The 18,900-nt window shown below is 57.8% G+C and carries 15 protein-coding genes and 1 other annotated feature; of the genes, 6 read left to right on the plus strand and 9 right to left on the minus strand.

Features of this window, described 5'->3' with window-relative positions; translation table 11 throughout:
• Positions 1 to 21 precede the first annotated feature (21 nt).
• From acnA to topA, 4 genes are all read right to left on the minus strand, one after another.
• On the minus strand, positions 22 to 2,694 hold the full coding sequence (gene acnA / locus DTA24_RS16905) for an aconitate hydratase AcnA (RefSeq protein WP_101856735.1): 2,673 nt from the start codon (positions 2,692 to 2,694) through the stop codon (positions 22 to 24).
• A gap of 390 nt (positions 2,695 to 3,084) precedes the next feature.
• On the minus strand, positions 3,085 to 3,252 hold the full coding sequence (locus tag DTA24_RS16910; RefSeq protein WP_002901776.1) for a YmiA family putative membrane protein: 168 nt from the start codon (positions 3,250 to 3,252) through the stop codon (positions 3,085 to 3,087).
• A gap of 245 nt (positions 3,253 to 3,497) precedes the next feature.
• Positions 3,498 to 4,472: an HTH-type transcriptional regulator CysB gene (gene cysB, locus DTA24_RS16915; RefSeq protein WP_008807786.1), complete on the minus strand. Its 975-nt coding sequence runs from the start codon at positions 4,470 to 4,472 to the stop codon at positions 3,498 to 3,500.
• Between the two features lie 342 nt (positions 4,473 to 4,814).
• Positions 4,815 to 7,412: a type I DNA topoisomerase gene (gene topA, locus DTA24_RS16920; RefSeq protein WP_008807785.1), complete on the minus strand. Its 2,598-nt coding sequence runs from the start codon at positions 7,410 to 7,412 to the stop codon at positions 4,815 to 4,817.
• 406 nt (positions 7,413 to 7,818) lie between these two features.
• Here topA and DTA24_RS16925 point away from each other — a divergent pair, with 406 nt between their 5' ends.
• A complete protein-coding gene (locus tag DTA24_RS16925; protein ID WP_002901761.1) occupies positions 7,819 to 8,070 on the plus strand; it encodes a YciN family protein in 252 nt (83 codons plus the stop codon).
• 47 nt (positions 8,071 to 8,117) lie between these two features.
• Here DTA24_RS16925 and sohB read toward each other — a convergent pair whose 3' ends face one another.
• A complete protein-coding gene (gene sohB, locus DTA24_RS16930) occupies positions 8,118 to 9,164 on the minus strand; it encodes a protease SohB (RefSeq protein ID WP_008807783.1) in 1,047 nt (348 codons plus the stop codon).
• Between the two features lie 255 nt (positions 9,165 to 9,419).
• Between sohB and DTA24_RS16940 the strand changes: the two genes are divergently transcribed.
• Both DTA24_RS16940 and cobO read left to right on the plus strand, forming a co-directional pair.
• On the plus strand, positions 9,420 to 10,181 hold the full coding sequence (locus tag DTA24_RS16940; RefSeq protein ID WP_012542052.1) for a YciK family oxidoreductase: 762 nt from the start codon (positions 9,420 to 9,422) through the stop codon (positions 10,179 to 10,181).
• Positions 10,178 to 10,768 carry a cob(I)yrinic acid a,c-diamide adenosyltransferase gene (gene cobO / locus DTA24_RS16945; RefSeq protein ID WP_002901749.1) on the plus strand — a complete coding sequence of 197 codons (591 nt, stop codon included), beginning with the start codon at positions 10,178 to 10,180 and terminating at the stop codon, positions 10,766 to 10,768. The genes DTA24_RS16940 and cobO overlap by 4 nt, the downstream gene beginning before the upstream one ends.
• Before the next feature lie 60 nt (positions 10,769 to 10,828).
• Here cobO and rluB read toward each other — a convergent pair whose 3' ends face one another.
• The gene (gene rluB / locus DTA24_RS16950; protein WP_008807781.1) at positions 10,829 to 11,731 is read right to left on the minus strand and encodes a 23S rRNA pseudouridine(2605) synthase RluB; all 903 of its coding nucleotides are present in this window, start codon (positions 11,729 to 11,731) and stop codon (positions 10,829 to 10,831) included.
• 280 nt (positions 11,732 to 12,011) lie between these two features.
• Positions 12,012 to 12,911: a transcriptional regulator GcvA gene (gcvA, locus tag DTA24_RS16955; protein ID WP_008807780.1), complete on the minus strand. Its 900-nt coding sequence runs from the start codon at positions 12,909 to 12,911 to the stop codon at positions 12,012 to 12,014.
• Between the two features lie 111 nt (positions 12,912 to 13,022).
• Here gcvA and DTA24_RS16960 point away from each other — a divergent pair, with 111 nt between their 5' ends.
• Positions 13,023 to 13,931 carry a DMT family transporter gene (locus tag DTA24_RS16960; protein ID WP_123836973.1) on the plus strand — a complete coding sequence of 303 codons (909 nt, stop codon included), beginning with the start codon at positions 13,023 to 13,025 and terminating at the stop codon, positions 13,929 to 13,931.
• A gap of 21 nt (positions 13,932 to 13,952) precedes the next feature.
• Here the strand turns inward: DTA24_RS16960 and DTA24_RS16965 are convergent, their stop codons facing one another.
• Both DTA24_RS16965 and rnm read right to left on the minus strand, forming a co-directional pair.
• Complete coding sequence (locus DTA24_RS16965; RefSeq protein ID WP_008807778.1) at positions 13,953 to 14,573, minus strand: L-threonylcarbamoyladenylate synthase; 621 nt, start codon at positions 14,571 to 14,573, stop codon at positions 13,953 to 13,955.
• Positions 14,574 to 14,589: 16 nt separating this feature from the next.
• A complete protein-coding gene (rnm, locus tag DTA24_RS16970) occupies positions 14,590 to 15,453 on the minus strand; it encodes an RNase RNM (protein WP_012542055.1) in 864 nt (287 codons plus the stop codon).
• Positions 15,454 to 15,612: 159 nt separating this feature from the next.
• Positions 15,613 to 15,708: a sequence feature (Trp leader region), on the plus strand.
• Between the two features lie 33 nt (positions 15,709 to 15,741).
• Between rnm and DTA24_RS16975 the strand changes: the two genes are divergently transcribed.
• Entirely contained in the window at positions 15,742 to 17,304 is a 1,563-nt protein-coding gene (locus DTA24_RS16975) for an anthranilate synthase component 1 (protein WP_012542057.1), read from the plus strand.
• The gene (gene trpD, locus DTA24_RS16980) at positions 17,304 to 18,899 is read left to right on the plus strand and encodes a bifunctional anthranilate synthase glutamate amidotransferase component TrpG/anthranilate phosphoribosyltransferase TrpD (RefSeq protein WP_004148109.1); all 1,596 of its coding nucleotides are present in this window, start codon (positions 17,304 to 17,306) and stop codon (positions 18,897 to 18,899) included. The genes DTA24_RS16975 and trpD overlap by 1 nt, the downstream gene beginning before the upstream one ends.
• Position 18,900 lies beyond the last annotated feature (1 nt).

Below are 18,900 nucleotides of genomic sequence, written 5' to 3' on the forward strand. Positions count from 1 at the left end.
CAGCGATGCTGGCCCTTTGTTTTACAGCATATTGCGGATAACGTAGTGCAGGATGCCGTCGTTGCGGTAGTAGGTGAGCTCGGTCGCGGTGTCGATACGGCACCGACAAGGGATCACTTCCTGCGAGCCGTCAGGGCGAGTCAGGGTCACCGGCACCGTAGCGCCAGGCTGAAGCGACTGCAGATTGCTAATATCAATCCGCTCTTCCCCGGTCAACTGCAGCGTTTTACGGGTGACGCCCTGCGGGAACTCCAGCGGCAAAATCCCCATCCCGATCAGGTTGGAGCGGTGGATACGTTCGAAGGACTCGGCAATCACCACCCGAATGCCCAGCAGGCGCGGCCCCTTCGCCGCCCAGTCGCGGCTGGAACCTGAGCCATACTCCTTACCGGCAATCACCGCCAGCGGTATGCCTTCCGCTTTATACTGCATCGCCGCATCGTAGATCGCCACCGGTTCGCGGTCCGGCAGATGTCGGGTCATACCGCCTTCCACTCCCGGTACCATTTCGTTACGAATACGGATATTGGCGAAGGTGCCGCGCATCATCACCTCATGGTTACCGCGACGGGAACCATAGGAGTTAAAGTCGCGCCGGGCAACCCCATGCTCCTGCAGATAGCGGCCTGCCGGGCTATCGGCTTTGATGCTCCCCGCCGGCGAAATGTGGTCAGTGGTCACTGAATCGCCCAGCATGGCGAGGATCCGCGCGCCAAGAATATCCTCTACCGGCAGCGGTTCGACGCCCATCTCGTCAAAGAACGGCGACAGGCGAATATAAGTCGAGTCCTCCTGCCAGTCATAGGTATCTGACGCCTCCACCTTGATTGCTTTCCACTCCTCGGTACCGGAAAACACTTCCGCGTACTCTTTGCGGAACATCTCAGTGGAGACCTGTTCCACCGCACGGGCAATCTCCTCCCCGCTCGGCCAGATATCTTTCAGATAAACCGGTTCGCCATCGCTGCCCTGCCCCAACGGCTCGCGGGTGAGATCGATATTCATGTTCCCCGCCAGGGCGTAAGCGACGACCAGCGGCGGCGAGGCCAGCCAGTTGGTTTTCACCAGCGGATGGATACGCCCTTCGAAGTTACGGTTACCGGAAAGCACCGCCCCGACGGTCAGATCGCCCTTTTTGATCGCCTCTTCGATAGGTTCCGGCAACGGACCGGAGTTACCGATACAGGTGGTACAGCCATATCCCACCAGATTGAAGCCGAGCTGGTCGAGGTAAGGCGTCAGGCCGGCATGAGCCAGATAATCCGACACCACTTTCGAGCCTGGCGCCAGGGAAGCTTTTACCCACGGCTGCGGCTGCAGGCCACGCTCGACGGCTTTTTTCGCCAGCAGACCGGCGGCCATCAGCACGCTGGGGTTGGAGGTATTGGTACAGGAAGTAATGGCCGCAATGGCCACGGCGCCGTCCGGTAGCGAATAGTGATGCCCGTTCAGCGTATAATCCACCGGCTGGCGCTGACGCTGAGGATGGTTAACTTCCAGCTCGCCGCTGGCAGCAAAGGCTTTCGGCACATCGCCGAGCGCCACGCGATCCTGCGGCCGTTTCGGCCCGGCAAGGCTTGCCTCAACGCTGCCCATATCCAGCGCCAGGGTGCTGGTAAAGACCGGCTCATCGCCCGGCTGGCGCCACATGCCCTGCGCTTTGGCATAGGCTTCCACCAGGGCGACCTGTTCTTCGCTACGGCCGCTCAGACGCATATAGCTAAGCGTCACATCATCGATCGGGAAGAAACCACAGGTGGCGCCATATTCCGGGGCCATATTGGCGATAGTGGCGCGATCGGCCAGGGGTAAGGTATCCAAGCCATCGCCGTAGAATTCAACAAACTTGCCGACGACACCGTGCTGGCGCAGCATCTGGGTGACCGTCAGCACCAGATCGGTGGCGGTGATGCCTTCGCGCAGTTTGCCGCTGAGCTTAAAGCCCACGACATCCGGGATCAGCATCGACACCGGCTGACCCAACATGGCGGCTTCCGCTTCAATCCCGCCCACACCCCAGCCCAGTACGCCGAGACCGTTAATCATGGTGGTATGAGAGTCGGTGCCCACCAGGGTATCCGGCCACGCCATCCACTTCCCATTCACCTCTTCGCTCCAGACGGCCCGACCGAGGTATTCCAGGTTGACCTGGTGACAAATACCGGTGCCCGGCGGCACTACGCTGAAGCGGCTGAAGGCCTGTTGTCCCCAGCGCAGAAAAGCGTAACGTTCGTGGTTACGCTCCATTTCCAGACGGACGTTATCTTCGAAGGCCTCGTCATCGCCGAAACGGTCGACAGTGACCGAGTGGTCGATCACCAGATCGACGGGCGACAGCGGATTCACTTTCGCGGTGTCGCCGCCCAGGCGCTTCACCGCCTCGCGCATGGCGGCCAGATCCACGACTGCCGGCACGCCGGTAAAGTCCTGCATCAGGACGCGCGCGGGACGGTAAGCGATCTCCCGGTCGGCATGGGCCTGTTGCAGCCAGCCGGCCAGGGCACAAATATCTTCTTCTGTCACCGAGTCACCGTCCTGCCAGCGCAGCAGGTTCTCCATCAGCACCTTCAGCGACTTAGGCAGTCGACTGAGATCGCCCAGCTGTTTCTCTGCCAGCGGCAGACTGTAGTAATGCCAGGTTTTCTCGTTGACCAGCAGCGTGTCCTTACTGGCTTCTCGTAGGGTTGACGACATAGCTCCTCCTTTATCTCAGGGATGGCATACCCTGATTCTCCTCAGGGTCTCCATTAAAGATAACACATACCGAGCATAACACTTTGATAACAACCCAAATTGCTAAATGCGCCGAGGTCGACAGTGATTAATCGGGAATTATCCTGGAATCGGAGAAATAGCACCAAAATAGTGCAGAAGCGATGATTAAGACGATATTGTATTAGTACACGAGGACAAAAAAAGAGCTAATCGGCCAGCTGGCTATGATTAGCTCTTGTGAGTGATTTCAGATTGGATGAATCCAGCGGCAAAATATATTCTCCCTGTATTGCCGGTCACTGATTTTATATTACAGTTTCCTTTCACTGTCATAAAAATGACATGTATCTACAACGATGACCTACAGCTTTAGCTGACAATCCAGATGTTGCAGATGGTAAGCGCGATGATGCTCCAGAACATCGCCAGCCCTACCAACACTACGCCCCATACGCGACTACGCAGAACGGGATCGATTTCGGTTTTGTCATTCTCGTATGACATCGCCAGTTTCATGTAATCGATATTACTTATCATATTGTCACCACCAATTGCTCAAATCATCAGGTACAGATAAATCTTAATTATGGATAAAAGATTAATCCAGTGAATTTAGGCCTGATGGAATATATTTAACCGGTTATTTGATCGCGGCGGGCATAATGACAAACGTGTTGCCAGAAATTATTAATTTTGTGATTGGTTCGAGGTTTAAGATGTTAAATTAGGACCATGATAGTCAATGGCACTCCCCACAGGGAATGCCATTATTTTTTTAAGGGTTATTTTTCCGGAAGTTTTATATCTTTAAACATCGCTTCAATATCTTCATTCGACCGCAAAGCCACCGCGGTATCCACGACATCCCGGGTCAGATGGGGTGCAAAACGTTGAATAAAATCATACATGTAGCTTCGTAAGAAGGTGCTGCGGCGGAAACCAATTTTGGTGGTGCTGTGGCTGAATATGCCGTTCGCATCCAGCTTCACCAGGTCCGGGTCAGAGACCGGATCGACTGCCATGCTGGCTATCACCCCGACCCCAAGCCCCAGGCGAACATAGGTTTTGATCACGTCGGCGTCAGTGGCGGTGAAGACAATGCGCGGCGTCAGACCCGCACGGTTAAACGCGGTATCCAGTTCCGAACGGCCGGTAAAGCCAAAGGTATAAGTCACCAGCGGGTACTGCGCCAGCTCTTCAATGGAAACCGAGCCCTTCGCGGCCAGAGGATGCTCAGGCGTCACCACAATCGACCGGTTCCAGTGATAGCATGGCAACATCACCAGATCGTCATACAGATGCAGCGCCTCGGTGGCGATGGCGAAGTCGGCGTTGCCTTTCGATACGGCTTCTGCAATCTGGGTTGGCGAGCCCTGATGCATATGCAGCGACACGCGCGGGTAGCGTTCAATAAAGCCCTTGATCACCCCCGGTAACGCATAGCGCGCCTGAGTATGGGTCGTCGCCACATATAACGACCCTTTATCAGGCCAGGTATGCTCCCCGGCGACAGATTTAATCGCATCGACTTTCGATAATACCTCGCGGGCGATACGGATGATCTCCTGCCCGGCAGGCGTCACCTGGGTTAAATGTTTGCCGCTGCGGGCGAAAATCTGGATGCCCAGCTCATCTTCCAGCATGCGGACCTGCTTACTGATGCCCGGCTGGGAGGTATAAAGCCCTTCGGCGGTGGATGAAACATTCAGGTTATGGTTCACCACCTCTACGATGTAGCGAAGCTGTTGTAGTTTCATGCTGATATCCGTTTGCGCGTAAAATGAAGCCGCTTAATACACTTTACGTTCAGGCAACTTGTCGACCGTGAGGCCCGGCCTCCCGGCAGTTGGCCGTAGTGGCGCCGCAACGCATCCTGAAAGCGATGATGTATAAGACGTTTTAATAATAAAAAAGGGATTAGCTATAACCACTATATCATTTATATCAACAGTGTATAGACACTAACGAAAAATAATATAGGTGGTTATAAGGGGAAGAAAAGATCATCCAGAAGGGGAAACGGCGCGGCAGAGGCATCCACTGCCTCTGCCGGCCGTTAGTGCAGGAAAAGCGCGCTTTTCCTGCCTGATACTGCACGATTACTTTTTGGCTTCAGTCCATTTACCGTCAATAAAGAAGGCTGACCAGCCGGTCGCTTTACCCTCTTTTTCGGAAGCCACATACTGCTGTTTCGTTTTACGGCTAAAGCGCACCAGCGTTTTATTACCTTCCGGATCCTGCTGCGGCGCATCGGCGAGATAGCGCAGTTTTTCCGGCAGACGATCGCGGAAGCGGTACAGCTCTTCCACCAGCGGCGCACGCGTTTCCCGTGATTTCGGGAAGGTGTTGGCCGCCAGGAAGACACCCGCCGCCCCGTCGCGCAACACAAAGTACGCGTCAGACTTCTCGCACGGCAGCTCCGGCAGCGGCACCGGATCTTCCTTCGGCGGAGCCACTTCGCCGTTGCGCAGGATCTTACGCGTGTTCTTACACTCGTCGTTGGTACAGGCCATGTACTTGCCGAAACGCCCCATTTTCAGGTGCATTTCAGAACCGCACTTCTCGCACTCCACTACCGGACCGTCATAGCCCTTGATGCGGAACTCGCCCTCTTCAATCTCATAGCCGTCACAGGTCGGGTTATTACCACACACGTGCAGTTTACGCTTAGGATCGATAAGGTAGCTGTCCATTGCGGTCCCGCACTTCTGACAGCGACGTTTGGCACGCAGCGCGTTGGTTTCCGCGTCATCGCCTTCCAGCACGTTGAGGACTTCGTTTTCCGGCACCAGGTTGATGGTGGTTTTGCAACGCTCTTTCGGCGGCAGAGCATAGCCCGAACAGCCGAGGAAAACACCGGTGCTGGCGGTACGGATGCCCATTTTACGTCCACAGGTCGGGCAGTCGATGCTGGTAAGCACCATCGGGTTCGGCTGCATGCCGCCCTCTTCCGGATCTTTCTCTGCGGTCTCCAGCTGAGTGGTAAAATCGCCGAAGAAGTGGTTCAGCACCTCTTTCCACTCGGCCTGGTGGTTGGCCACCTGGTCGAGACGATCTTCCATCTGCGCGGTGAAGTCGTAGTTCATCAGATCGCGGAAATTTTCTTCCAGCCGATCGGTGACGATTTCGCCCATTTTCTCCGCGTAAAAACGACGGTTTTCCACCCGCACGTAGCCGCGATCCTGAATGGTCGAGATGATCGAAGCGTAGGTGGAAGGACGGCCGATACCGCGTTTTTCCAGCTCTTTGACCAGCGAAGCTTCGCTGAAGCGCGCCGGCGGCTTGGTAAAGTGCTGCGCAGGCGTCAGCTCCACCAGGCTCAGGCGGTCGCCCTGTTTAACCACCGGTAGCGTCCGGTCTTCATCGCCCTTGCGCAGCGCCGGCATGACTTTGGTCCAGCCGTCGAAACGTAAGGTACGACCGCGTGCTTTCAGTTTGAAATCGCCCGCCGCCACGGTCAGCGTGGTGGAATCGTATTGCGCCGGCGTCATCTGACAGGCGACAAACTGGCGCCAGATCAGCTGATAGAGCTTCTGCGCATCGGCTTCCATATCTTTCAGCGTTTCCGCCAGCACGCTCACATCAGAAGGACGAATCGCTTCGTGCGCTTCCTGCGAGTTTTCTTTGCTGGCGTACTGGTTAGCGCTCTCCGGCAGATATTTTTTGCCAAAGTTGTCGCTGATATAACCGCGAACCATGTTCAGCGCGTCCTGACTCAGGTTGGTGGAGTCGGTACGCATATAGGTGATGTGCCCCGCCTCATAGAGACGTTGAGCCATCATCATGGTCTTTTTCACGCCGAAGCCGAGACGGGTGCTGGCCGCCTGCTGCAGCGTGGAGGTGATGAACGGCGCGCCCGGCTTGCTGCTGGTCGGCTTGTCTTCTCGCTCCAGCACGCTGTAGCTGGCTTTTTCCAGCAGCGATACCGCCGCCATGGTCTCATCACGGCTGACCGGACGGAACGGCTTATCGTCTTTGTGAGTCACCTGCAGAGGCAGCGCGTCGCCGCCCGGCGTGGTGGTGCTGGCATCAACTTCCCAGTACTCTTCCGGGACGAAGGCTTTGATTTCACGCTCACGTTCCACCACCAGGCGGACCGCAACGGACTGCACGCGCCCGGCAGAAAGACCACGGGCAATTTTCTTCCACAGCAGCGGCGAGACCATATAGCCCACCACGCGGTCCATAAAGCGGCGCGCCTGCTGGGCGTTAACCCGATCGATATTCAGTTCGCCCGGCTTTTCGAAGGCCTGACGAATAGCGTTTTTGGTGATCTCATTGAACACCACGCGGCTGTAACGCTGTTCATCGCCGCCGATCACTTCCCGCAGGTGCCAGGCAATGGCTTCCCCTTCGCGGTCAAGGTCGGTTGCGAGATAGATGTGGTCAGCTTTTTCCGCCAACTGTTTGAGTTCTGAAACTACCTTTTCTTTACCCGGAAGTACTTCATAGTGCGCATTCCAGTCATGCCATGGGTCCACGCCCATGCGGTTAACCAGAGCACCACGTTCGTCCTTTTTAGGCTTTTTAGCCCCTTTGGTGGCGGTAGAGTCGGTGCTCTTTTTGGAAGCTGATCCACTGGTCGGCAAATCGCGGATATGACCGACGCTGGATTTCACCACGTAGTCATTACCCAGATACTTATTGATCGTTTTGGCTTTTGCCGGGGACTCAACGATAACGAGAGCTTTACCCATATTCACCTTTACCTAATTTGATTCATCCAGGAATACATCGCACATTCATACACCCTCCACTGGCGACTGCCTCATATGTTGCGGCACCGTCGGTGAATATCAACCCTGAACACCCGCTTCATCTCCGTAAAACCAGGCGTTTGAGTTTGCTGACTTTTTTTCGTCAGGTGACATAGCACGAAGAATTTTTGGCCGAATGTCAAGCAAATCTGTTGCCAGATCGCCGAAAGCGTCACACTGTACCTGATAAAATTCGTTACGCAACTTTATTAGCATGCAAAAGCGAAACCCGCCAGTAAACGGCTGTTTCTCCACTGGTTACGATTAACCCTGTTTTGTCCATGGAAAATTTGCCCCACGCCGCCGCGCGGCGTAAACTACGCGCGGAGAAAAAGAGGAGTCCGTTATGCAAGGTACAACCCAACCTATCGATCGCCAGACGCTGCTCGAAAAAGCCAACAAACTTATTCGCGAACATGAGGATACGTTAGCCGGTATCGAAGCCACCGACGTCGTTCAGCGCAACAATGTCCTGGTGTTTAGCGGTGAGTTTTATCTTGACGAGCAGGGCTTACCGACGCCGAAGAGTACGGCGGTATTTAACATGTTTAAGTACCTCGCCCACGAGCTGTCAGACAAGTATCACCTGGTCGATTAAGGCCGGTGGAAACGATAACGCGAGGCCCTGGCCTCGCGTTATGTTGTTTACATCAGCGGTTTCTGACCGCGCTGCCACCAGCGCAGCAGAAGTCGATCGGCGCTCTCCGCGGCGCTACCGGTGAAGCGGTCGAGCATTTTCTTACGCTGTTGATAACGCACCCCGATCACCTCGTGGCTCTCCATGAGCCCCAGCAACAGCTCATCGCTGGTTTCAACCGCATCCACCAGCCCTTTTTCCAGCGCCTGCACCCCGTACCAGTGCTCGCCGGTAGCTACCTGCTCAATATCAAGTCCCGGACGCATCCGATGGACGAAATCCTTGAACAGATGGTGCGTCTCATTGAGATCCTCACGGAACTTGCGCCGCCCTTCTTCGGTATTTTCGCCCAGCATAGTGAGCGTCCGTTTGTACTGCCCGGCGGTATGCAGTTCGATATCAATATCTTTGTTCTTCAGGAAGCGATGGAGGTTAGGGATCTGCGCCACCACGCCAATGGAGCCAAGGATCGCAAATGGCGCCGACACGATTTTGTTCGCCACGCAAGCCATCATATAGCCGCCGCTGGCCGCCACTTTGTCAACCGCCACCGTCAGCGGGATCTGTTTGTCGCGTAACCGCTGCAGCTGAGAGGCTGCCAGCCCGTAACCGTGCACCACCCCGCCGGGGCTTTCCAGACGAATCACCACCTGGTCACGCGCTTTCGCCGCCGCCAGCACCGCCGTGATCTCTTCCCGCAGGCTGTTGACCTCATGGGCATCCATGCTGCCTTTGAAATCCAGCACCCAGGCGCGCGGCTTGCCTTCCGGCTCCACGTTACCCAGCTTCGCCCGCGCTTTCGCGGCCTTCGCCTCTTGTTTTTGCTTTTTCTTCTGCGCTTTATGCCACTGTTTCTGCTGCGGGCCGTCAAGCAGCGCCACCGCCAGCGATTCCTTCATCTCTTTGTAATGCTCGCTAAGATTGGTCACCCGCAGTTCGCCGCGCTGCTTCTTACGCTGGGCCAGGTTGACGATAATAGCGGCAATCACCGCGATAGCGACGACAACCGTCGCGATCTTGGCTAAAAATAAGCCGTACTGAGCAAGTAATTCCACGTTTTCACCTTGTGTAAAGCACTGACGTTGCTGCACAGTGTACATCAGCCCCTGACGAGAAGTCTTTGTGCTTTGTGTCTTGTGCGCAGCGGATTCCGTTTTTTTTCAGCGAGGCTGAAATCGTTGCAAGATATTAATTTTCTGAATACTTTCCGCTTCGCCGATTGCAATGGCGAGCACTTTCAGGCATAACAGCGCAAAAGTGAGATACCAAAGATGAAGCGCGATCGGGAACCGATCGCCCAAGGAGTCGCCGTGCATTATCAACCGCAACGCCACTTGCTGAAAGATCGCATCATCCTGGTCACCGGCGCCAGCGACGGGATTGGTCGTGAAGCGGCCCTGACCTACGCGCGCTATAGCGCCAGCGTGATTCTGCTTGGCCGCAACGACGAAAAACTGCGCGCCGTCGCCCAGGAGATTGAACGCGAGGGCGGCATTCCCGCCCGCTGGTTTACCCTCGACCTGCTAACCTGCACGCCGCAGGCGTGCCAGCAGCTGGCGCAGCAGATAAGTATGCACTATCCCCGTCTTGACGGCGTGCTGCACAACGCCGGCCTGCTCGGCGACATCTGCCCCATGGACGAGCAGAAGCCGGAGGTCTGGCAGCAGGTGATGCAGGTGAACGTCAATGGCACTTTTATGCTGACCCAGGCGCTTCTTCCTTTATTACTCCGTTCGGATGCGGGCTCGCTGGTCTTCACTTCGTCCAGCGTTGGTCGTCAGGGCCGCGCCAACTGGGGCGCCTATGCGGTCTCCAAATTCGCCACCGAAGGGATGATGCAGGTGCTGGCCGACGAGTACCAAAGCCGTCATCTGCGGGTGAACTGCATCAACCCCGGCGGCACCCGCACCGGGATGCGCGCCAGCGCCTTCCCGACGGAAGATCCGCTAAAACTGAAGACCCCCGCTGACATTATGCCCGTCTATCTGTGGCTGATGGGTGACGACAGTCGCCGCAAGACGGGAATGACCTTTGACGCCCAACCGGGCCGTAAGCCAGGAATTGCCCAATGAGTGATGAACGCTACCGCGAACGCCAGCAGCGGCTGAAAGATAAAGTTGACGCCCGGGTGGCGGCAGCCCAGGACGAACGCGGCATTGTGATGGTCTTTACCGGCAACGGCAAAGGCAAAACCACCGCCGCCTTTGGCACCGCGACCCGCGCCGTCGGCCACGGCAAAAAAGTCGGCGTGATCCAGTTTATTAAGGGGACCTGGCCTAACGGTGAGCGTAACCTGCTGGAACCCCACGGCGTCGAATTTCAGGTGATGGCGACAGGCTTCACCTGGAACACCCAGGATCGCGACAGCGACACCGCCGCCTGTCTGGCGGTCTGGGAGCATGCCCGCCGTATGCTGGCTGACGACCAGCTCGATCTGGTGCTGCTGGATGAGCTGACTTACATGGTGGCGTACGATTACCTGCCGCTGGAGTCGGTGCTAAGCGCCCTGCGTGAGCGTCCTGCCCATCAGTCGGTGATCATTACCGGCCGCGGCTGCCATCGCGATATTATTGAACTGGCGGATACCGTCAGCGAACTGCGTCCGGTCAAGCATGCGTTTGATGCCGGGATCAAAGCGCAGATGGGAATTGACTACTGAGGGCCTGATACGGCGAAAGGCAGGACGCGTTCCGGCGGCAATCCACCGGAACGCACAACATTAACCGTTGGTCTTATTGCGAGTACTGGAACGACGATTGCTGTTGTTACCCTGGCGCGGGTTAGCGCTGGTCTGGCTGTGACGCTTCACCGCCCGACGGATCTGATTGGCTTTCATCCGGCGACGGTCTTTCTCGACAGCAACTTTAGAACTGGTTTCCGGCGTCAGCTCCACCAGCTCGCGCAGGTAGTTGGTCTGCGCCAGGTCCAGTTCGGTATAGCCGCCGCGCGGCAGGCCTTTCGGCAGCAGAATATCGCCATAGCGCACGCGGATCAGACGGCTGACCTGCACGCCGACCGCTTCCCACAGGCGACGCACTTCGCGGTTACGCCCTTCGGTCAGGGTGACGTTGTACCACTGGTTAATCCCTTCACCGCCGGTGAATTTGATGGTTTTAAATGCTGCCGGACCATCTTCTAACTGCACGCCACGAGACAGCTGACGCAGCTTATCATCATCCACCTGGCCGAAAACGCGAACGGCGTACTCACGCTCGACTTCACGGCTCGGATGCATCAGGCGGTTTGCCAGTTCGCCATCGGTGGTGAACAGCAGCAGGCCACAGGTGTTCACGTCCAGACGGCCAACGGCAATCCAGCGCGCGCCGCGCAGTTTTGGCAGGCGATCAAACACCGTCGGGCGCCCTTCGGGATCGTTACGGGTGCACAGCTCGCCTTCCGGCTTATAGTAAGCCAGCACGCGACAGATCTGCTCAGCAGACTCTTTCACCGAGATCAGATGACCATCGATACGAATTTTTAAACCGGGGACGATTTCCACACGATCGCCGAGGGTGGCGATTTTTCCGTCGACGCTGACGCGGCCAGCTTCGATTTTCGCTTCAATTTCACGGCGGGAGCCGTGGCCGGCGCGGGCCAGCACTTTTTGCAGTTTCTCGCTCATTGAGCTTCCTTAAGGTGTCGCCTTCCCAGGCGTCTGGTATGCTTTATGAAACAATGAGGCCTGTATGAACAACTCATTGTTACGTATATACTTTTTACGTAAAGTCTCGCTGGCATGCGCAAAACATTCACCGCGAGCCCGTAATCGTGGCCGAACATACTACACTAACTTCGTCGGGAAAGCTTCTGTTCGCCGTATCGCACCTTGAGTATGGAACAGATTTTCCTCATTCTCCTGTGCGCCTTCACACATAGAGATCTTTACCGGACAGTGATCCTCCTCACTGCGCGCCCTCCTCAACAACAGCCGGGCGCTGGCCGAGCAGCCAGTCGCGAAAACAGCGGTTGGCAGGCGCCAGCAGCGCGGTCTCGTGGTAAACCAGATGATAGGCCAGCGGACAGGCGATGGGCTGCGCCAGAGGATTAACCAGCCGCCCCTGCGTCAGCGCAGACGCTATGAATGAACGTCGCAGTAATGCCATCCCCATACCAGCGAACGCCGCCTCCGTCACGCCGTTGGAATCAGTGAACACCGGACCGCGGCGCGCGCGGTCCGGCTCCAGCCCCACGGCCTCACACCACAGCGCCCAGTCTTCACGATGCTCATCGTGCAGCAGCGGATACTGCAGCAGATCGCCCGCATCGGCGAGGGACCGGCGCGGAGCAATCAGTTGCGGACTACAGACCGGGATAAGGTCGTCATCCAGCAGGCGGTAAGCCTGCAGTTCCGGCCAGCCGCCGACACCATGACGCACGGCAAAATCGATCCCTTCACTCAGCAAATCTACTCGCCGGTTGGTGGTGCCGATCTGGATCTCAATCTTTGGATAACGTCGTTCAAAATCAGCCAGCCGCGGCAGCAGCCACTGAATGGCGAAGCCGCTGGTACAGCTGAGCGTCACCTTTTCTGGCCCCGCGGGCACCTGCAGGCGCTGGGTGGCGGCGGCTATCTGGAGAAAGGCGGGCTGAACGGCCCGCAGGTAGATCTCCCCCACCTCCGTTAACTGTAACTGTCGGGGAGTACGAATAAAAAGCGGGGTATTCAGCGCTTCCTCGAGGCGGGCAATTTGCTGGCTGACGGCGCTTGCCGTAACGCAAAGCTCACTGGCGGCCTGCTTCAGACTAAGCAGCCGTGCCGCCGCTTCAAAGCAGCGCAGCGCATTCAGCGGTGGAAGTTTCATCGACATGGCATCTCAGTTAAGAATAACTTAATCATGTAAGCATAACGCGTTTGTCGGACGCTGCACGTGAGTTCTACAGTTGACTTCCTTCGTGAATACAAGGAGTCAATCATGCGTGTTATCGACTATGGCCGCCTGCTGCTGCTCGCCGCTCTCTGGGGCGCCAGTTTTTTGTTTATGCGCATCACCACCCCGGCCTTCGGGGCGATGACCAGCGCTTTTCTTCGCGTACTGTTTGCCGCTATCGCGCTCGGGCTGTTACTCGGCGTGCAGGGTAAATGGAGCGGGTATCAGGGAAAATTCATATCCACTCTGAAGCTGGGGGTCATTAATTCAGGCCTTCCTTTTCTGATGTACTGCCTTGCCGCACAGTGGCTGCCGGCAGGGTACTCCGCCACGCTCAACGCCACGGCGCCGATGATGGGAATGCTTATCGGCGCGTTATGCTTTGCGGAACCGTTAACCCTGCGCAAAGGCGGCGGCGCGTTACTGGGCGCCATTGGCGTGGCAGTCATTGCGAGCCCAACCTCCAGCCTCAGCGCCGCCCTCCTGCTGCCGGGGATCGGGGCCTGCCTGATCGCGACCGCCTGTTACGGCCTGGCTGGCTTTCTGACCCGTCGCTGGATCCAGCAGCGGGGCGGCCTTGAGGCTGAGCGCGTCGCGTTGGGCAGCCAGGTCGGCGCCACGCTGTTTCTGTTGCCTTTCTTTCTCTGGTCAGGCTGGTATGGTCCGGTCATAGACTGGCGACAGAGCCTGCCGTGGATAGCGATAGCCATGCTGGGCGTGGTCTGTACAGCAGCAGGGTATATTCTCTATTTTCGCCTGATTGCTGATATAGGACCGCTGCGTTCGCTGTCCGTGACCTTTTTGATCCCACCTTTTGCGGCGCTGTGGGGCTATTTGTGCCTCGGAGAAACCATACAAAAAGGGCTGATTCTCGGCGCACTGCTGATCGGTCTGGCGCTGTGGTTGATTGTCGTGCCGTCAGGAAGGAAACGCGGGGTGCCGGGCGGAGCATGAACCACCGCCCGACGATGACGATCAGAGGAAAGGCTTCACGTCGCCGACGCCTTCGCGCAGCACAACCGGGGTATCTTCCGTCAGGTCGATAACCGTGGTCGGCTGCTGCCCGAGGAAACCGCCGTGAATGATGAGGTCCACCACTTTCTCCAGACGATCTTTGATCTCTTCCGGGTCGGACTCGGTAAAGTCGCTGCCAGGCAGCATCAGCGACGTGGACAGCATCGGTTCGCCTAAAGTTTCGAGCAACGCCTGAGCAATAGGGTTAGACGGGACGCGCATGCCGATGGTTTTACGTTTCTCCTGCAGCAGCCGGCGCGGTACTTCTTTGGTCCCCTTGAGGATAAAGGTGTAGTTGCCCGGCGTGTTGTTTTTCATCAGACGAAACGCCACGTTGTCGACAAAAGCGTAGGTTGACAGCTCGGACAGATCGCGGCACATCAGGGTAAAGTTGTGGCCGTCCGGCAACTGACGGATACGGCAGATCCGCTCCATCGCGCCCTTGTCTTCAATTTTGCAGCCCAGGGCGTAGCCGGAGTCGGTCGGATAAACGATCACCCCGCCCTTACGCACAATCTCCACCGCCTGGTTAATCAACCGCGCCTGCGGGTTATCCGGATGGATATAAAAAAACTGGCTCATACTTCCCTCTCAATTTTTATTTGGCGGCCGCTTCCCAGCTGTGCCAGACGCCTTCCACGCCGGCAGGAAGCCAGAGCTTACGGCCAAGCTCGATCCACGCACAGGGCTGATGAAAATCGGAGCCCTGTGACGCCAGCAGACCAAACTGCACGGCCAGGGTGGCCAGCTGGGCGCGTTCATGGGGCGCCTGCTGACACTGGGCCACTTCCATGGCATCACCGCCCTGCTCGCTAAAGTGGGCCAACAGCCGCTTCAACCACTTGGCGGAGAGATCGTAGCGCCCGGGATGGGCTATCACCGCCTTGCCGCCAGAATGATGAATGACATCAATCGCTTGTTTTATTGTACACCACTGCGGCGGCACGTAACCGGTTTTCCCGCGGGCAAGGTATTTTTTGAAGACCTCCGCCATGTTTTTCGCATGGCCGGCCTCCACCAGAAAACGAGCAAAATGGCCGCGGGTGACGGCGCCACCGTCTGCCAGCCGCAGCGCCCCTTCCCAGGCGCCAGGGATCCGCGCCTTCTCCAGACGCTCGGCAATCATCTGGCCCCGCAGCTGGCGTCGCGCTTTCTGCTCCTCCAGCAGCGCGGTCATCGTCGGGTGCGCAATATCAATATTCAGACCCACGATATGTATTTCGTGATTCTCCCAGAGCGTCGAAATCTCGACGCCGTTTACCAGCGTTAAGGGTAATCCGGCACGGGCGATCTCTTCCCGGGCGGCCGGGATCGCCGCCACGCTGTCATGGTCGGTGATCGCCAGGGTGCCTACGCGCATCTCATGGGCGCGATGGACCAGTTCCTGCGGAGTCAGCCGCCCGTCAGAGGCGGTGGTATGGCTGTGCAGATCGTAAATCACTGCATATTGGCTGTCGCTCAAAAGGACTCCTGCTGGACATCAACGTAAATAAGCGCATTATCATACCGACAGGCAGAGAAAATCTGCAAACAAGGGTTGACTTTATTCCATTGAACTAGTTAACTAGTACGCAAGTTCACATGAAGGGGTATCACGATGAAAATGCACTTTATCACTCTGCACAGCTGGTGGCGCACCTCCTGATAACGGGCGGCGTGATCGCGTTTTGCATTCAGCATACAGATACCCGGCCCGCCAATGAGCGGGCTTTTTATTGGACAAAAATAATACGAACAGGCGAGAACAATAATGCAAACATCCAAACCGGCACTCGAGCTTCTCACCAGCGACGCCATCTACCGGGAGAACCCGACGGCGTTATTCCACCAACTGTGTGGCGCCCGTCCGGCCACGCTGCTGCTGGAATCCGCTGATATCGACAGCAAAGATGACTTAAAAAGCCTGCTGCTGGTCGACAGCGCGCTGCGCATCACCGCTCTTGGTGACACTGTCACTATTCAGGCACTTTCCGCTAACGGCGCCGCGCTGCTGGAACTGCTGGACGGCGCGCTGCCCTCCGGGATCGCCAATCAGCGCCAGCCCAACGGCCGCATCCTGACCTTCCCCGCGGTCAGCACCCTGCTCGATGAAGACGCCCGCCTCTGCTCACTGTCGGTGTTTGACGCCTTCCGTCTCCTGCAGGAGCTGGTGACCGTCCCGGCCAACGAGCGTGAAGCGATGTTCTTCGGCGGCCTGTTCGCCTATGACCTGGTCGCCGGCTTTGAAGATCTTCCACCGCTGCAGAGCGACACCGCCTGCCCGGACTACTGCTTTTATCTGGCAGAAACTCTGCTGGTCATCGACCATCAGACCAAGCATACCCGCATTCAGGCCAGCCTGTTCACCCCGCTGGAGAGTGAAAAACAGCGCCTGGAGCAGCGCCTGAGCCAGCTGCGTCAGCAACTGAACGAGCCGCCGGCGCCGCTGCCGGTTACCACTGTGGCCGAAATGCAGTGCGACGTTGACCAGAGCGATGAAGAGTACGGCGCGGTGGTGCGCAAAATGCAGCGCGCGATCCGCGCCGGGGAAATCTTCCAGGTGGTTCCTTCCCGTCGCTTCTCGCTGCCCTGCCCGTCGCCGCTGGCCGCTTATGATGTGCTGAAGAAGAGCAACCCCAGCCCGTACATGTTCTTTATGCAGGACAACGATTTCACCCTGTTCGGCGCCTCGCCGGAGAGTTCGCTGAAATATGACGCCGTCAGCCGTCAGATTGAGATCTACCCTATCGCCGGCACCCGGCCACGCGGCCGCCGCGCCGACGGTTCGCTGGATCGCGATCTTGACAGCCGCATCGAACTGGAAATGCGCACCGACCATAAAGAGCTTTCCGAACACCTGATGCTGGTGGATCTGGCGCGTAATGACCTGGCCCGCATCTGTACCCCGGGCAGCCGCTATGTCGCCGATTTAACGAAGGTTGACCGTTACTCCTTCGTGATGCATCTGGTCTCCCGCGTGGTCGGCGAACTGCGTCAGGACCTCGATGTGCTGCACGCCTACCGCGCCTGCATGAACATGGGCACCCTCAGCGGCGCACCGAAGGTCCGCGCCATGCAGCTGATTGCCGCCGCCGAAGGTAAACGCCGCGGCAGCTACGGCGGCGCGGTGGGCTATTTCACCGCCCACGGCGACCTCGACACCTGCATCGTCATCCGTTCCGCCTACGTGCAGGAGGGTATCGCTACCGTCCAGGCCGGAGCCGGCATTGTGCTCGACTCGGTTCCCCAGTCGGAAGCGGATGAGACCCGAAATAAAGCCCGCGCGGTGCTGCGCGCCATTGCCCAGGCCCATCACGCGAAGGAGATTTTCTGATGGCTGACATTCTGCTGCTCGATAATATCGATTCTTTCACCTATAACCTGGCAGACCAGCTGCGGGCCAATGGTCATAACGTGGTGATTTACCGTAACTCCGTCCCGGCGCAGGCGCTGATTGAGCGTCTGGGCACCATGGACAACCCGGTGCTGATGCTCTCCCCGGGCCCGGGTACGCCGAGCGAAGCTGGCTGCATGCCGGAACTGCTGACCCGTATGCGTGGCAAGCTGCCGATCATCGGCATCTGCCTCGGTCATCAGGCTATTGTCGAAGCCTACGGCGGCTATGTCGGCCAGGCGGGCGAGATCCTCCATGGCAAAGCATCCAGCATTGAGCACGACGGCCAGGCCATGTTTGCCGGTCTGGCTAACCCACTGCCGGTGGCGCGTTACCACTCGCTGGTTGGCAGCAATATTCCCGCCGGGCTGACGATTAACGCCAATTTCAACGGTATGGTGATGGCGGTGCGTCACGATGCGGACCGGGTGTGCGGCTTCCAGTTCCATCCGGAATCGATCCTTACCACTCAGGGCGCACGGCTGCTGGAGCAGACCCTGGCCTGGGCGCTGCAGAAGCTGGAGCACACTAACACCCTCCAGCCGATCCTTGAGAAGCTCTATCAGGCGGAAACCCTGAGCCAGCAGGAGAGCCACCAGTTGTTCTCCGCCGTCGTGCGCGGTGAAGTGAAGCCTGAGCAACTGGCCGCCGCGCTGGTCAGTATGAAAGTGCGCGGCGAGCAGCCGCAGGAAATTGCCGGCGCCGCCACCGCGCTGCTGGAAAACGCCGCGCCGTTCCCGCGCCCGGACTACCTGTTTGCCGACATCGTCGGCACCGGTGGCGACGGCAGCAACAGCATCAATATCTCCACCGCCAGCGCCTTTGTCGCTGCGGCCTGTGGATTGAAAGTGGCGAAACACGGTAACCGCAGCGTCTCCAGTAAATCAGGCTCTTCTGACCTGCTGGCGGCCTTCGGCATCAATCTCGATATGAACGCCGATAAATCCCGCGCGGCGCTCGATGAGCTGGGGGTTTGTTTCCTGTTCGCGCCGAAATACCACACCGGTTTCCGCCACGCGATGCCGGTCCGTCAGCAGCTGAAGACCCGCACCCTGTTTAACGTGCTGGGGCCGCTGATCAACCCGGCGCATCCGCCGCTGGCGCTGATTGGCGTCTACAGCCCGGAACTGGTGTTGCCGATCGCCGAGACCCTGCGCGTGCTGGGCTATCAGCGCGCGGCGGTGGTGCACAGCGGCGGGATGGATGAAGTCTCGCTGCATGCGCCCACGGTGGTCGCCGAACTGCATAACGGGGAAATCAAAAGCTATCAGCTGACCGCTGACGACTTCGGCCTGACGCCTTACCATCAGGCGCAGCTGGCGGGCGGCACGCCGGAAGAAAATCGTGACATTCTGACGCGCTTGCTACAAGGTAAAGGTGAAGCCGCTCACGAAGCCGCCGTCGCCGCCAACGTCGCCATGTTGATGCGTTTACACGGGCATGAAGATCTGAAAGCTAACGCTCAGCAGGTACTGGATGTGCTGCACAGCGGCGCGGCCTATGACAGAGTGACTGCCTTAGCGGCAAGAGGGTAAA

The sequence above is a fragment of the Klebsiella sp. P1CD1 genome, from assembly GCF_003790505.1.
GTDB classification, from domain to species: Bacteria; Pseudomonadota; Gammaproteobacteria; order Enterobacterales; family Enterobacteriaceae; genus Klebsiella; species Klebsiella variicola.